The 15,294-nt window shown below is 66.5% G+C and carries 15 protein-coding genes; 9 read left to right on the forward strand and 6 right to left on the reverse strand.

The genetic code is table 11. The annotated features are described in order from the left end of the window. Position 1 precedes the first annotated feature (1 nt). The 6 genes from QFZ30_RS10655 to QFZ30_RS10680 all read left to right on the forward strand — a co-directional run bounded on the left by QFZ30_RS10655 (position 2) and on the right by QFZ30_RS10680 (position 6,046). Positions 2-964 (forward strand): fumarylacetoacetate hydrolase family protein, encoded by a 963-nt coding sequence (locus QFZ30_RS10655; protein ID WP_307075998.1) that lies wholly within the window; start codon positions 2-4, stop codon positions 962-964. A 95-nt stretch (positions 965-1,059) separates the two neighbouring features. Next, positions 1,060-2,001, forward strand: coding sequence for a cyclase family protein (locus QFZ30_RS10660; protein ID WP_307080194.1), 942 nt, complete (start codon positions 1,060-1,062; stop codon positions 1,999-2,001). A gap of 65 nt (positions 2,002-2,066) precedes the next feature. Further along, positions 2,067-3,191, forward strand: a complete 1,125-nt coding sequence (locus QFZ30_RS10665; protein WP_307076000.1) for an FAD-dependent monooxygenase — start codon at positions 2,067-2,069, stop codon at positions 3,189-3,191. Next, positions 3,188-4,258 (forward strand): amidohydrolase family protein, encoded by a 1,071-nt coding sequence (locus QFZ30_RS10670; protein ID WP_307076002.1) that lies wholly within the window; start codon positions 3,188-3,190, stop codon positions 4,256-4,258. Before QFZ30_RS10665 ends, QFZ30_RS10670 begins: the two co-directional genes overlap by 4 nt. Positions 4,259-4,270: 12 nt before the next feature. After that, on the forward strand, positions 4,271-5,269 hold the full coding sequence (locus QFZ30_RS10675; RefSeq protein ID WP_307076004.1) for a fumarylacetoacetate hydrolase family protein: 999 nt from the start codon (positions 4,271-4,273) through the stop codon (positions 5,267-5,269). After that, the gene (locus QFZ30_RS10680) at positions 5,270-6,046 is read left to right on the forward strand and encodes an SDR family NAD(P)-dependent oxidoreductase (RefSeq protein WP_307076006.1); all 777 of its coding nucleotides are present in this window, start codon (positions 5,270-5,272) and stop codon (positions 6,044-6,046) included. A 53-nt stretch (positions 6,047-6,099) separates the two neighbouring features. Here QFZ30_RS10680 and QFZ30_RS10685 read toward each other — a convergent pair whose 3' ends face one another. From QFZ30_RS10685 to QFZ30_RS10705, 5 genes are all read right to left on the reverse strand, one after another. Beyond that, positions 6,100-7,062: a LysR family transcriptional regulator gene (locus QFZ30_RS10685; protein ID WP_307076009.1), complete on the reverse strand. Its 963-nt coding sequence runs from the start codon at positions 7,060-7,062 to the stop codon at positions 6,100-6,102. An 83-nt stretch (positions 7,063-7,145) separates the two neighbouring features. Beyond that, entirely contained in the window at positions 7,146-8,714 is a 1,569-nt protein-coding gene (locus tag QFZ30_RS10690; protein ID WP_307076011.1) for a GMC oxidoreductase, read from the reverse strand. A gap of 16 nt (positions 8,715-8,730) precedes the next feature. After that, positions 8,731-10,212 carry an MFS transporter gene (locus QFZ30_RS10695; protein WP_307076012.1) on the reverse strand — a complete coding sequence of 494 codons (1,482 nt, stop codon included), beginning with the start codon at positions 10,210-10,212 and terminating at the stop codon, positions 8,731-8,733. Positions 10,213-10,393: 181 nt separating this feature from the next. Further along, a complete protein-coding gene (locus tag QFZ30_RS10700; RefSeq protein WP_307076015.1) occupies positions 10,394-11,188 on the reverse strand; it encodes a hypothetical protein in 795 nt (264 codons plus the stop codon). Then, positions 11,185-12,225, reverse strand: a complete 1,041-nt coding sequence (locus tag QFZ30_RS10705; protein WP_307076016.1) for a Gfo/Idh/MocA family protein — start codon at positions 12,223-12,225, stop codon at positions 11,185-11,187. Before QFZ30_RS10705 ends, QFZ30_RS10700 begins: the two co-directional genes overlap by 4 nt. Positions 12,226-12,332: 107 nt before the next feature. Here QFZ30_RS10705 and QFZ30_RS10710 point away from each other — a divergent pair, with 107 nt between their 5' ends. Together QFZ30_RS10710 and QFZ30_RS10715 are read left to right on the forward strand one after the other, a co-directional pair. Further along, complete coding sequence (locus QFZ30_RS10710; RefSeq protein ID WP_307076018.1) at positions 12,333-13,595, forward strand: ROK family protein; 1,263 nt, start codon at positions 12,333-12,335, stop codon at positions 13,593-13,595. A 3-nt stretch (positions 13,596-13,598) separates the two neighbouring features. Further along, positions 13,599-13,733, forward strand: coding sequence for a hypothetical protein (locus QFZ30_RS10715; protein WP_307076020.1), 135 nt, complete (start codon positions 13,599-13,601; stop codon positions 13,731-13,733). Between the two features lie 58 nt (positions 13,734-13,791). Here the strand turns inward: QFZ30_RS10715 and QFZ30_RS10720 are convergent, their stop codons facing one another. Then, on the reverse strand, positions 13,792-14,208 hold the full coding sequence (locus tag QFZ30_RS10720) for a C-glycoside deglycosidase beta subunit domain-containing protein (RefSeq protein ID WP_307076022.1): 417 nt from the start codon (positions 14,206-14,208) through the stop codon (positions 13,792-13,794). A 67-nt stretch (positions 14,209-14,275) separates the two neighbouring features. On the opposite strand from QFZ30_RS10720, the gene QFZ30_RS10725 reads away from it, so the two are divergent. Continuing rightward, complete coding sequence (locus QFZ30_RS10725; protein ID WP_307076023.1) at positions 14,276-15,289, forward strand: restriction endonuclease subunit R; 1,014 nt, start codon at positions 14,276-14,278, stop codon at positions 15,287-15,289. Positions 15,290-15,294 lie beyond the last annotated feature (5 nt).

Consider the following 15,294-nt stretch of genomic DNA (forward strand, 5'->3'; position numbering starts at 1 on the left):
CATGGCCGAAGCAACCTATGCACTCATCCGGTTCCAGGAGGCCGGCGACAACAAAGCCCGCGTCGGCCTGCTGGTAGGCGACCGTATCCTGCCGCAGGACGGGGACATCAACTCCCTGATCGAGCACTGGGGCACCGCCGAAACCGAGCTGGACGCCGTGGCCGCCTCGGCAGGCGGGGATACCGGCCTGGCGCTTGCTGAAGTCGAGGTCCTCGCTCCGGTGGAGCCGGTCCAGGTCCTGCAGACGGGCGCGAACTACCGCAAGCACGTCATCGACCTCGCCGCGGCGCACCGCGAGCCGGGCCAGGACGAACAAGAGGTTCGCGCCAAGACCGCGGCCATGATGGATGAGCGGGCAGGCCAGGGCACGCCGTACTTCTTCATCGGGCTCCCGACGGCGATCGCCTCCGCCACGGACGACCTCACCCTGCCTGCCTACTCCAAGTCCCACGACTGGGAGCTGGAACTCGCGGCAGTCATCGGCAGGACAGCCTTCCGGGTTACCCCCGAGGAAGCACTGGACTACGTCTTCGGCTACACCATGGTCAACGACATCACCACCCGTGAGTACGTCTTCCGCAAGGACATGCCCGCCATCGGCTCGGACTGGTACCGCGCCAAGAACGCCCCCGGCTTCCTGCCCACCGGACCCCTGCTGGTGCCCGCCAAATTCTTCGGCGACCCGCAGGACGTCCAGGTGACGCTGAAGCTCAACGGCAAGGCCATGCAGGACGAATCCACGCAGGACATGATCTTCGGCGTCGCCAAGCTGGTCAGCGAAGCCTCCCAGATCATGCCGCTGCGGCCCGGCGACCTGGTCCTCACCGGCAGCCCCGCCGGCAACGGCCAGCACTGGGGCCGGCTGCTCCAGGACGGCGACGTCATGGAAGGCACGATCACCAGCCTCGGAACCCAGCTCATCCACTGCAAGGACGAAGTCCACCCTGAAGGCAGCAAACCGTGACGGCGAACACCGCTCCTCTGAGCAACACTGTCACCGGGGAATCAGCCGATTCCCCGGTAATCCGGCGTGAGGACCCGCTCGGCAGCATCCGCGCCATGGCCAAAGCCCACAACAACTGGGGCCGCTGGGGCGAGGACGACGTCCTGGGAACCCTGAACTTCATCGACGCCGCCAAACGGGTCGAAGCCGCGGCACTCGTCAAGACCGGCGAGGCGTTCTCGCTGTCCCAGCCGTTTGACACCAACGGCCCGCAGAAGGGCTGGCGCCGCCGCACCAACCCCGTCCACACCATGACCGACACCGGCGTGGACGCCGAACGCGGCAACCAGGGCTTCCCGCACGGCTTCGGCGGCGCCGACGACGTGATTGCCATGCCGCTGCAATGCTCCACCCAGTGGGACGGCCTCGGCCACATCTTCGACCAGGGCAAGGCCTGGAACGGCAGGGCCGCCGGTGACGTGGTCACCTCCGAAGGCGACCTGGTGACCGGCATCGAAACCGCCGCAGCCAAGATCGTCACCCGCGGCGTCCTGCTGGACGTCGGGCGTGCGCTCGGGCCGGAACTTGGACGGAACGACGGCGAACTGCCGGACGGTTTCGCCATCACCCCGGAGCACCTCCAGCGCACCATCGAACGGCAGGGCGCCAGCTCAAGGGTGGGCCGGGGGGACGTCGTGGTGATCCGCACGGGTCAGCACACGAGGGTCCGCCGTGACGGCTGGGGTGACTACGCCGGCGGTTCGGCACCCGGGCTGTCTTTCAGCACCGCGCCGTGGCTGCACCGGAGCGAGATCGCCGGGATCGCCACCGATACGTGGGGTTTTGAGGTCCGTCCGAACGAGTTCGACGGCGCCTTCCAGCCCCTGCACCAGATCGCCATCCCCAACCTCGGGCTGTTCCTGGGTGAGATGTGGGATCCGGACGGCCTGGCCGAAGCGTGCGCAGCGGACGGCAGGTACGACTTCCTGCTCACGGCCGCCCCGCTTCCCATCACCGGTGCTGTCGGATCGCCCGTCAACCCGATCGCGCTCCGGTAGCTTTTCAGTTAAACCAGCACCACAAAACCAGCAGCAGTAACGCCGTCAATACAAAGGAGTCAGCGATGGCAGCAGTACAGAATGTCGGAATCGTCGGAGCGGGAGCCGCGGGACTGACCGCTGCCATCCTCCTGGCAGACGCCGGGGTCCGCGTCGAAATCCTGGAAAAGGCCGACGAACCGCAGCGGGTTGGTTCAGGAATCACCCTGCAGGGGAACGCCCTGCGCGTTTTCAAGCAGCTAGGCGTCTGGGAGCAGATCGAGGCGAAGGGCTACGCATTCGGCACCCTCGGCCTGCGCGCCCCGGATCCCGCCGGGACCGTCATCGCGGTCCTCGAGGACATCCGGACCGGCGGCGAGGACCTGCCCGCCACCCTGGGCATGTACCGCCCCGACCTCACGGCAATCCTCCGCGAGCGCGCACTGCAAGCAGGCGCGGTGATCACTTACGGAAAGACGGTCACCGGGATAACGGACGACGGCGGCAGCGTCACCGTCAGCACCGCCGACGGCGCCTCCGCCAGCTACGACCTCCTCATCGGTGCCGACGGCCTGCACTCCGCTATCCGCAAGGCCATCGGCATCGACGTGGAACCCGTCGGCACCGGCATGGGGATCTGGCGTGCGTTCGTGGAACGGCCGGAGGAGGTAGTCCGCACCGACCTCACCTACGGCGGGCCCTGCTTTATTGCCGGCTACACCCCCACCGGCCCGGACACCATCTACGCCTTCCTCGTGGAAAAGGCCCAGGAGCGCCGGCACGAGGACGGCCCCCGTATCATGGCTGAACTCGCCGCGGCTTACGGCGGCCCATGGAACGAAATCCGCGAAAACCTCGATCACACAGCAAACATCAACTACACGAGGTTCACGAGCCACATCGTGGACGGACCGTGGAACAGGGGCCGGACCGTCATCATCGGCGACGCCGCGCACAGCTGCCCGCCCACGGTCGCGCAAGGCGCTGCGATGGCCGTGGAGGACGCCGCCGTCCTGGCTGAGCTGCTGATCAACGCCGACCACGTCACCGAGACGCTCTGGAAGGAGTTCAGTGACCGGCGCCTGGATCGGGCACGCACCGTGGTGCAGTCCTCGGTCCAGCTGGGCCAGTGGATGCTCGACGGCGTCCGTGACGCCGATGTGCCGGGCCTCATGAACTCGCTGTCCACGATGCTGAAGCAGCCCGCATGAGCACCCCTGTAGATGAAAAAACCATTGTGGACGTTCACGCCCACATCCTCCTTCCGGCCTTACAGCAGCTGGTGGCCGAAGCGGATCCCGCGGGCTTCGGCGCGCAGCAGGCCCTAGAAGTCCGGCGTAACGGCCCAGAATCCATGACTGCCTCGGGCCGGATGATCAAGGAGCGCTGGCCGCAGCTGACGGATCTGGACCGCCGGCTCGCGGACATGGATGCCCAGGGTGTGGACGTGCAGCTGGTCTCCCCGTCGCCGTCGCACTTCTACTACTTCGCAGGAGAAGAGCTGGCACTGCAGCTGGCGAAGGCCGCAAACCAGGCAGTGCGGGAGTTCGTTGACCGGGCGCCGGAGAGGCTCAACGGCCTGGGCCTGGTCCCGCTGCATCACCCCTCACTGATGGTGGAGGCGCTGGAACACGCGGTGCTGGAGTGCGGCCTGCTCGGCGTCGAAATCGGTTCGTTTGCCGCCACCCCGGACGATCCGGAACGCAGCACCGTCGAGCTCTCCGACCCGCGGCTGGAACCGTTCTGGAGCCGGGCCGGGGAGCTGGGCGCCCTCGTGTTCCTGCACCCGTTCGGCTGCTCGCTGGACGAGCGGCTGGACCGCTTCTACCTCGCCAACACTGTGTCCCAGCCTGCCGAAAACGCGGTGGCACTGTCCCACCTGATCTTCAGCGGAGTACTCGACCGGCACCCGGATCTGAAGGTCCTGGCCGCGCACGGCGGCGGCTATTTACCCACCAGTTTGGGCCGCTCGGACCACGCGTGGAAGGTCCGGCCCGAAGCACATGGCTGCGCCGCACCGCCGTCGTCATACCTGAAAAGGCTCTACTTCGACTCACTGGTCCACAGCGCTGCCGAACTGAAGGCACTCGTCGCCGCCGCCGGCCCGGAACAGGTGTTGCTCGGCTCGGACTACCCGTTCGACATGGGCTCCGATAATCCCGTAAGGGACGTGCGTGACGCCGGCTTATCAGAGCTGGCCGAGGCCGGCGTGCTGGCGGGAAACGCCGCCGCGCTGGGCATCACGCCCGCTTCCATCCCCGCCCGCCGCACAGCTTAAGGAACTTTCGCCATGGTCAAGATTGCACGCTGGAATCACGACGGCGGGACGCAGTCCGGCTTCGTGGACGGCGATAGTTGTTACGCACTGCCCGCCGGCCGCAGCGTCCAGGCGCTGCTGGAGGCTGGACTCGATGAAACCCTGAGCATTGCCCGGGAAACCATCGGCTCGGTCCCTGCCGTTCCGCTGGCGGACGTACGGCTGCTCGCCCCGCTGGTGCCCGGTACCATCCGGGACTTCGTGGCGTTCGAGGAACACGTCGAAGGCGTGCGGAAAAGCATCGACGGCGTGGCCGGTGTGGTGCCGGAGTGGTACGAGGCGCCCACCTTCTATTTCACCAATCCGCATACGGTGACCGGCACCGGCGAGGTGATTGGGATTCCTGCGGGCTGCGAGGACCTGGACTTTGAGACCGAGGTGGCCGCCGTCGTCGGGCGCGTTCCGGGGAGTGACGGCTGCAACCTGACCGCCGGGGAAGCACACCGCCACATTTTCGGCTACACCGTGCTTAATGACTGGTCCGCGCGGGACCTGCAGCGCCGCGAGATGAAGGTCAGCCTGGGCCCCTGCAAGGGCAAGGACTTCGCCAACACGCTGGGCCCTTGGATCGTGACGGCGGACGAATTCGAGGACCGGCACGACGCCGAGGGGTTCCTGCCCATCTCGATGGCCGTCGAGGTAAATGGGCAGCGCATCGGCCAGGACCTGCTGTCCAACATGGGCTGGCCGTTCGCCGAACTGGTTGCCTACGCCTCGCAGGACTCCGTTGTGCGGCCCGGCGACGTCCTGGGCTCCGGGACCTGCGGCAGCGGCTGCCTTGCAGAACTGTGGGGGCGCAACGGCTCAAAGACTCCCCCGCCGCTGAAAACCGGCGACGTGGTGCGCATGACCGTGGAGGGAATCGGGACCATCGAGAATACGGTGGGTACCCGGCGTGACGCCGTGACCCGGGTGCCTGCCCGGCCGCGGCCGCGTAGCCGGGTTGCTGCTGCGGCTCCGTCCGGCGCGTAGGTGGTCTCGTTCCAGCTCGACGGGCGGACCGTGGTGGTCACTGGGGCCGGCCAGGGGCAGGGTGCCGCCGAGGCGAGCATGCTGGTGGAGGCGGGTGCGCGGGTGGTCGCCACCGACTTGGCGGCGGATATGCCAGCTGGGCTGGGCGCTTTGGCTTCGGCGTCGGCCGGGGCGTTGGTGTACCGGCAGCTTGATGTCGCTGATGCCTCTGGTTGGACTGGTCTGGCGGACTGGGTCCATGCCGAGGGGTGGCAGGTGGACGGGCTGGTCAACAATGCCGGTATCACCCAGCGCAGCCGGCTCCTGGACGTGACAGTGGCCGACGTGCAACGCGTTTATGAGGTGAACGTCGCCGGAGCCCTGCTGGGCATCCAGGCCCTGACGCCCCTCATGAAAAGCGGTGCGTCCATTGTGAACGTGGGCTCCGTAGCGGGCCTGACCGCGCACTACCCCGTGGCGTACACCGCGAGCAAGTGGGCGCTGCGCGGGCTGTCCCAAGTGGCTGCCATGGAGCTTGGGCCGCGTGGAATCCGGGTCAACACCGTCCACCCCGGCTTCATTGAGGCGCCCATGACGGCCAGCGCCAAGCCAGAGTTCCGGGAGGCCACGCTGGCCGAGACCCCGCAGGGCCGCACCGGAAGCGTGGAGGAGGTGGCCGGCGTCGTGCTGTTCCTCCTCAGCCCGCTGTCTGCCTTCGTGACGGGCGCCGAGATTCCTGTGGACGGCGGCCAGTCGGGCCATGGCGGCGCCAAGTCGGTCTCGGACGCCTTGCGCTGACACCCCCCAATTCCCAACTAGGTCGCAGTTGGCCACCTCACCGCGCGTTTGCTCTAGGTGGTATCCGCCGCGTGGATAGCCACCGGGTGGGCGGTAGCGGGGAAGAGTTCGTGGAGCCGGGCGCAGGAGCGCTGGACCACGGAACGAAGCCAGACGCTGGCGGGGTCCTCCGCCTGCGACGGGTGCCAGTACATGGCCTCCACCAGGGAAGCTTCGGTCCCTTCGGAGAACTCCAGCACAGCGATGTCCGCCCCGCGCTGGGCCCGTGCCGCCAGCATCCGCGGAACCAGCGCCACCAGGTCGGTCCCTTCGACCAGGAGCGGCAGGGACAGGAAACCCGCCACCACCGCTGCCACTCGGCGCTGCAGGCCGCGGGACTCGAACAGTTTGTCCGCCGGGGTGCTGATTCCTTCACCGAAATAGCCGACGGCGTGGGGCACCGTGGTCAGGTCCGCCAGGGTAAGCCGGCGCTGCTGGAGCAGGGGATTTCCGGCGTCGGCTATGGCCACGAAGCTGTCCCTGAAAACCTGTTTGCTGGCGCCCTGCATGTGGTATCCGGTGGGCCCCACGAGCAGGTCGATCTTCGAATAGTCGGCCATCTGGCCCTGGATTCCGGAACCGGCGGTGGGGACGAAGTCCACTGACACGTTTGGGGCCTCGTTCCGCAGGATGCCGCGCAGCGGACCCACGATCAGGGCTGCTGCGTAGTCCGAGGCAGCGATGATGAACTCCCGCTCGCTCGTGGCGGCATCGAAACCTGACCGCACGCGCGTGGCCCGCTGGATGTGAAGCATTGCTTCGTCAACCAGCGGGACCAGCGACTGCGCAAAGGGTGTGAGGTCATAGGTACGGCCGTTCCGCACCAGGAGTTCGTCGTCGAAGTGGCGCCGGAGCCTGGCCATTGCTGCACTGGTGGCGGGCTGGCTGAGCTGGAGCCGCTCGGCCGCCCGGGAGATATTCCGCAGTTCCAGCAGGACCTGAAGCTGGGGCAGCAGGTTCAAGTCCAGGTTCTTCATACCCACAGGTTATCCGCCCGACCGGTGAACGCTGCCGGGAGAAGCCAACGCCTGGGCGCCCTCCGGGCAGAAAGCCAGGCACATCAGGAAGCGAGCTCCTCTGCCGCCTTCCGGGCGCCGCGGACCGCAATGGCCACGCTCATCAGCGTGGGATTCATCGCCGTCGCCGTCGGGATGAGGGCGTTTCCGCCCACTACCAGGTTGTCGTAGCCCCACACGCGGGACCATGGATCAGCCACCGAAGTGCCGTCGTCAGTTTCGCCCATCCGCATGGTCCCCTGGTAGTGCAGGCTCGAACCGTTCGGCATGAGCCTGGGCTCGGCTACGAAGGCGCCAAGGGCCTTCCCCGCACGGCGCAGCCGTTCGGTAGCCTGGGCGATCTCAACGTTTTCCCGCTCGGTGAGCGAATACTCAATGGTCATGTTGGGGAATCCCCGGTAATCAGGCTCGTTGTCGTTGAAGGTGACGGCATCCTCGTAGCGGGGATGTTTGCGCATGCCGTAGCCCATGTTGACGTATCCCCAGCGGTTCTGTGAGTTAGGCGTTCCCGGCTCCATCGGGAACGGCGTGGTCTCGGAATACATGACCTGGACAGAGAACGGGTGCTCCGGCTCGGAAAACGGGATGCGGTTCACCGCAGCCACCGGATCTGCCGGATTCAGCGCACGCCGAGCCAGTTCAGCCTTGAGGTCCTCCTCGGTGGCGTACCGCCCCATCTTTTCGGCATCCAACGCCACCGTGGAGATCACCACAGGGTGCTCTGTCAGGTAGTGGCCGAGGGCTTTGGGCCGCACTCCGGATGCCCAGAGGAGCTGCGGGGAGCGGAAGGCATCGGCGGCAACCACAACCAGGTCAGCTGCAACAAAAGATGTCTCGCCCGTGCGGAGGTCCTGGACGGTGACCCCAGTAACCCGGTGTCCGTCCAGTTCCACCCGGCGGACCAGGGTGAGGTCGCGGAGTTCGAACCGCTTCGAGAGCGGGTTCTCCTTGTCGATGAGCGGGCCGAGGACGACGTCGGCACCCGCCCAGCGCACGGACCCGTCAGGCTGCGGATCCCCGGCAACGGGCAGGGTGCCCACCCCATAGCCTTCCGGCAGCTCCGCCCCGAACTCTTCATCGAGGAGGGACCGAATGGCCTCGCCGACTTTGGCATCGGCGAACGCCGCGCTGTGGACGTGCAGCAGCTGCTTTGCATCCTCAATCAACCCGTCCCATTCACCGTCCCCGATGAAGGGGATCTTCTCGCTGAAAGCGGGCGACGGCGTCGCGCAGGTCCAGTGCGCACCCTGGCCTCCGACGTTGGTGGCCGCAGCCGCTGCCGGGAACGAGGAGGCGTGAGCGGAGCCGGTGCCGCCGAAATCCAGCAGGTGCGTGCCCTGGCGTGCGGTGAACATGCCTTCAGTAACGGTTCCGGCCGGAATGCCGAGGGATTCCCGGTGCGCGCCAGCCTGCGGCCCCTGGGACATTTCCCGGGCACGGGCCTTTTCGGCCGGGTCGGGGATGTTCCGGACGCTCTCACCGGGAACTTCGGTGAGCTGCGGCCCGGCCTCAAACATCACCACGTGCGCGTTGGCGACCCGCTCCACGAGCAGCCGGGCGTAGGTGGAGCCGATGGGCCCGCTGCCAACGATGGCGATGGTGGGATTGGACATAATGTCTCCTTTGAAATCAGGCCGAAAGGGATTCGGAAGTTGAGTGGGCAGCGGGAACGGGTTCGTCGGAAAGGCGTCCATGCGGAAGCAGGACAGCTGCGACAATTCCCACCGCGTAGGTGGCCGCCAGGGCGATGAAGATGGGGGTGAAGACTGAGCTGTAGATCTGCGCCACGCCGGCCTGGACTGCCGGTGCAGCCCCGTGGACCAACTGTGGGGTCAGCGTTGAGGCATCAAGGCCCGCCGGCAGGAGGGCCGCCACACCGAAGCCGATGACTCCCCCGATGATGGCCGTCGCCACTGTTGACCCCACCTGCCGCACCAGGTTGATGGTTGCGGTGATGGTGCCTGTCTGGCTTGCCGGAGCGGCTCCCTGGACTACTGCCACGATGAGGCTCATGAAAGCACCAGTGCCCATTCCCACCACACCCATCACAATCATGGGCACCCACAGCGGAAGCCCGGCGGGCAGCCCGGCCATGACGAACAGCCCGGCGGCACCCAGCGAGGTCCCCAGGATCGGGAAGATCCGGTACCGGCCCGTTCGGCTCGCCAGCCATCCGGTGAGCAGGTTGCTGACCAGCATGCCAAACACGGTGGCGATGGGAACGAGCCCGGAAACGGTGGCCGTGGTCTGGTAGGCCATCTGGAAGTAGGTGGGGAGGTACGCGGTGATGGAGAAGAGGCCGACGCCGATAATCGCCGAGAGCGCAGTGCCCGCCGCAATGGTCCGGTTGGCGAAGAAGTGGAGCGGCACAATGGGCTCGGGTGCGCGGCGCTCGATAAAGAAGAACGCCACAAAGCCCACGATGCTGACCGCGAGCGCAGCAGCGGTGGGGGGGCCTGCGCTGCGTTCCGCAGCCCAGGTGACGGCGAGCACGAGTGCCACCAGGGCGGTGGTGAAAACTGCGGCCCCGGCAACGTCAAAGTGGCGGGGGGCAGGGCCTGGTTCCAGGTGCGGAACGGCAATCAGCGCGAGGGCCAGGGCGGCCGCGCCCACTGGGATATTGATCCAGAAGACCCACTGCCATCCCCAGTAATCAGTGATGGCGCCACCGAGGACCGGGCCCACCAGGATGGCGATGGGGAAAGCTGCGCCGATGATGGCCATGTAGTGGGGACGTTCACGCTGGGTGGTGACGCGGGCAATGATGGTCTGGGACATCAGCTGCAGGCCGGCGGAGCTCATCCCCTGCAGGACGCGCGCGGCAATGAGCCACGTCATGTCCGTCGCGAAACCGCAGGCCAGGGAAGCGGCGAGGAACATCACCAGCGAACCGATGAAGATCCGCCGGGCTCCCAGTACATCACCGAGTTTGCCAAGGACCGGCAGCAGCACGGTGCTTGCGAGGGTGTATCCCACAACAACCCAGCTCATCAGGGTCAGCGCGCCCAGCTGACCGGCGATAGTGGCCAGCGACGTGGATACCACTGTGTGGTCCAGGGCACCGAGGAAGGAGACCGTGAGCAGGGAGATAACAAGGAGACGGAGTCTCAAAGGCGAAAGTGGCATAGTGATCTACCCGAACGATCGGGCCGTCGACGCGACGTGTTGTGCCTCCGGCGCACCATCACGACGGAGAACGGGTCCGGCAGGAACCCCGGCGCCACTACTCACGCTACCTCAACTTTAGTCAGAAAGCAACAGAAGAACGCCTGAATTCGACAGCTCGTCCTGATTAAGCGTCGAGCAGCGCCCAGGTGAGGGCCATGTCCTCAAGCAGCTCACTCAGGTCAGGTACCGGACCCTCCGAGCAGGCCTCAACTGCCCGGCGGAGCGCCACGCGGGCTGACGACTCATACCGTTCCGGCGCCCTCAATGCGCCCTCTTCGGTGGACGCCTCCAGGCGCGCCAGCCCGGCTGGCTGGTCAACGGTGAGCTCCGTTCTCACCTCGCCGAGAGCCAGCACTTGGAGCATGCCTCCGGCGTGAAGGCCGCCCGCTGCTGTCCCCACAAGGGTGGCTGCAAGTGCTCCACCGTCCAGGGACCCGCAATCCAGGAGTGCCATCCTCCCCCGCGCCGTGGCAATGCCCACCTGAAACCTCAGTGGCCCCTGGGCGAGGGACCGCGCCCAGCCAAAACCGTCCCGAATGACCGCATCAAGGCCTGCAGCGGGGGCAGTGCACTCGACCGTGATGATGCGGGCGGGACTGCCTCGTCTTGCCGCAACCGCATCGGCAACGACGTCAGGGCGCAGGCGGGGACGTTCGACGATCACCGGAATGTCACCGGGCCAGAGGTGGGATACAAAGGCGTTCTCCGGAAGCACTGTCGGGTCGGCAAGCACCACCGCTGAGGCTCCACCCGCGCGGGCTGCCATCATCCCCTGCCACCAGTTGCCGGATCCCGGAACTACCGCCACCGCGCCCCTTACGTCATCAGTCAGCGCAGCGCTGACGGGAAGTTCGGCAACAGCGGCCACGTAGGCGGGCAGCGCGGTGTGGACAGTGTAACCGCGTCCCACCCGGCTCATTGCGGCACTCCTTCGAGGATTTTCGCGGCTGCTGCGTCGGCGAGGTCGATTGCATAGTGCGCGTCCGCCAGCGTCTCGTCGTACTCCACCGGAGCCGCTCCCTCAAGGAGTGACGCAAGCAGGCGCCACTCCGCCACATAGCCGTCTTCGGGATCCCGCGGATATTCTGTCCACAGTCCGTCCACGCTCCGCACGCGGGTGGCCGCGCTTCCGGCATGCACGAAGGCGGGGGGAAAGTTGACCTCGATACGGTCGTGGGAGGTGGCGATGCTCAAACGCCAGAGGGCCTCCGGCCCCTGCGCAAGCATGGTGAGTGCCAACTGGACCAGTACGTCGCCTGCCCGGTAGCCCACCAGGTAGCCGACCGGCGGAGCGATCCGCGCGTAAACCACTTCGTCGATGCCCGGCGCTATGTCCCTAACGGCAGGAAGATCATGGATCGCGAGACCGGTCAGCAGCCGCCTCAGGACGTCGGCGGCGACTGTAGGACTGGCGAGGTCAGGACGTCCCCGCCGGGCCGACTGGAAAGGACCGCCCTCGGCAACCAGCCGGTGGTACCTGTCGTTCGGCGGAAGCGCCAGCGTCACTGAGATGGCCTGCACCCGTCCTTCGAGGGCGACAAGGTGATGTTTTGCGCGCCCCCATGCTCCATCAAACAGGTGGTTGGTTCCCACCAAGAGGATGGCGCCGGCCTCCCGGCAGGCAGAGATAACTTCCTCAGCTTCCTCCCTGCTGGTGGCCAGCGGTTTCTCGCAGAAGATGGCGCGGTTGCCGGCAGCCACTGCCGCCAGGATCTGGCGGGCATGTTCAGCGGGCGGGCTGCACACCGCCACCACCTCCACCGCCGCGTCCGCAAGCAGGTCCGCCTCCCCTTCAGACCACCGGGCGCCAAGCCGCTCTGCCAGGGCTCGGGCGCGCCCGCTTCCCGCGTCGGCAATGTGGGTCACCCTGTACAGCTCCCCCAAGCGTCCAAGCACCGGAAGATGAAGCGCGGCCACGCCCGGCCCGGCTCCAAGAATTCCTACGTTCCAAGGCATCGTGACCTCCCATCTTATGTCCCTATTATTCATAAGTATGGGCTGTTTTGGCTATAGTCGCGCCGAACAACGCGTTAGTCGATGAGTTTATGTGAGAATTGTTAACTATGACGACAGAGTCCACACTCCGCTTCGGAGCCCAGACGGATGAAGTGACGAGCCTCCTCAGGATCGTCAACCTGGTGCGCACCGGTGAGGCGAGCACCCGCCCTGAAATCGGCAAGGTGACCGGCCTGGGCCGCGGTGTTGTCAGTCAGCGTGTGGACCAGGCCATCGAGATCGGCTTCCTCGGCGACGGCGAGTTCGGCGCCTCCTCCGGTGGACGTGCACCGCGGACGCTCCGCTTTAGGGCCGAACAGGGACGGATCATCATCTGTGCACTGGGAGCCGCCCACGTGCACGTCGGCTTCACCGCACTTGACGGCGACATCCAGGGTCATGCCCATCGCCCCTGGGATATCGCCCAGGGTCCGGTGAAAACCCTCGACATGGTGATGGCCCTCGTCGACGACATGCTCAAGAATCACCCCGACGTCCCCGTCTGGGGCGTAGTGGTTGGTCTTCCCGGGCCGGTCGACTTCGCCTCGGGACAGCCCGTAGCGCCTCCGATCATGCCTGGGTGGAACGGGTTCGATGTTCGCACACCCTTTGAGGAGCGCTTCAACGCGCCCGTCTGGGTGGATAACGACGTCAACCTGCTTGCCCTCGGTGAACGGGCCCGCCGTCGCGACTCCCTTGCGGACCTCATCTACTGCAAGATCGGTTCGGGAATTGGCGCTGGCCTCCTGTCCCAGGGCAGGATCCACCGTGGCGCCAATGGCTCCGCCGGTGACATCGGCCACGTCCGCGTTTCGGACTCCGATGCCCAGTGCCGCTGCGGCAAGATCGGCTGCCTGGAAGCGGTGGCAGGCGGTTGGGCCCTCGTCCGGGACGCCGAGGAGGCCATCAACGGCGGCGCCAGCAGCTCGTTGGCCACGCGGGCCAATAAGGGGACATTGAGCATGGAGGACATCACCCTGGCCGCGCAAGCCGGCGACGCGCTGGCCATCACGCTGGTCCAGAAGTCGGCGCGTGTGGCGGGCGAGACCATCTCAGCCCTGGTGAACATGTTCAATCCCGGGGTCATTGTCATTGGCGGCGCCATGGGTTCCGCCGGTGAAGTCTTCCTGGCCGAGGTGCGCCAGCGCGTCTATGAACTGTCGCTGCCACTCGCCACCCGCGACCTCACCATCACCCTCTCCGTCAATGACCCGCGCGAACCGCTGCGCGGTGGAGCTGAACTGGCCCGCGAGCAGCTGTTCGATATCACCTTCCCGCGCTGGTTTGCGGACGGCCGGCCCTCACCGGAAAGGGCAGCAGTTCCCGCCTAAAGTGTGACCATTGCGCCGCCGGCCGACCTCGGCGAAGTGGTGGAGGGCGGCGACTGGTGGCCCACCACCCTTGAGCCGATGGTCCGGGAGATGTTCAACGACTGGGTTGCCGCGGGCGAACCCGCATCCCAGAAATAGGCGGCGACGCCCGGAAATAGGCTGCGACGCCGGGACCTCGGCACGTTGCCCTGAAACGTCAGGCAACGTCCCGGGAGACCCCCTGAACAGCAGACCGGTCCAGTTCCAGCCAGGCCTCCAGATGGAACGGCAGGATCAGCGGCGAGCCCGGCCGGCCCTGCAGGTAGGGCACCAGGAGCTGAAAGTCGACCGAGACGGCATGCACGCCCGGGCCAAGCCCGCGCCGGCCAGCCACGACGAGGCGGTCCTGGACGAACCACCAGCCGGACTCTTCCGGGAGCGCATCCGCCGGCACCTCCCGCATCCCGAGGTTCACCTCAAAATCCTCCCGACCGAGCCCAACGCCATCGACTTCCACGGCGAGGCCAGAGACGCTGGACAGCGGCATGGAGCGGATCCATGGCAGCCCGATCCGCAGCTCAAAGCCATCTGGAGTATTGGTGAGCGCATCTTCCCGCAGAGCTGTTTGCAACATGACTTCCATCCTTTATCCTAAAAGTGACATAAGTTTGTCATTAACACGCCTATTTGAAAAGGTGCCCATGACCGGAATTCCTGACGCCTGGACCCTCTGCGCGAGCGCCTTCAACTGGACTCCTGAAGTCACCGCAGCACACCGCCCCGCCCTGGATATCGTGACTGGCATAGTCGCTGATGGGGTGGCCGATACGATCGAACTCGAGCCCGGACTGCTGTGGCGGTCCTTCCCGGCCCCCCAAGGCGGCGAAGTGGACGAGTTCCGCGATGCCATGGACAAGGCAAAGGGGAACGTCAGCATCGTCGGTGCGAGCCTGGACGACTTCCTCTCAGCGACCCAGCGGCGATCCACCCAGCAGCGGCTGGACTTCCTGGTTCCCCAACTCCAGGCGGCCCGGCGGGTCGGGGCTGCCGGTGTCCGGTTGCCGATCGGCCAGGCCGGTGCCGAGCTGCTCGGCCTGGTACAGCCCCTGCTGCACGAATTGGACCTGGTGCTGTACGAGGAGATCCAAGGACAGCAGGTTCCCGAGAGCCCCGCCATGGCCCCTGCGCTGAACACGATCGCGGGGCTGGCGGACGATCATGTCCGGGTGCTCGTGGACATCAGCATGCTCATGCCCTCCCTGCCTGCCAGCTACCTCGAGGAACTCCGCCGCGGCGGCGTCCCCGGCGAGCTGGTGACCCGGCTGGCGGACGAATGGCGGAACCCTGCCACGCTGGACGCCGTGAAGGCCCTGCTGCAGTCCGGCAACGTGCCGCCCCGTGTCCACACGCTCTTCATGAACCTGGTCATCCGCTTCGGCCGCAGCGACGTCTCAGACCTTCGGAGCATCCTTCCCCTGGTTGGCGGTTTCCACCTTAAATTCTGGGACCTGGATGACACCGACGGACGTGTGTCGCAGCCGCTCCGCGACCTGGGGGGACTCCTGGGCAGCACCGGCTTTGCCGGCACCCTGACCAGTGAATGGGGCGGCCACGAGTGGCTCCAGGATGACCCCACCGACATTACGCGCCGGCACCTTGATCTCGCTGCCTCCGCGCTGGCTGCCGGTGCCTTGGGGGACGGAGCTGCCGACTGACGCCA

It is taken from the genome of Arthrobacter pascens (assembly GCF_030815585.1).
GTDB classification, from domain to species: domain Bacteria; phylum Actinomycetota; class Actinomycetes; order Actinomycetales; family Micrococcaceae; genus Arthrobacter; species Arthrobacter pascens_A.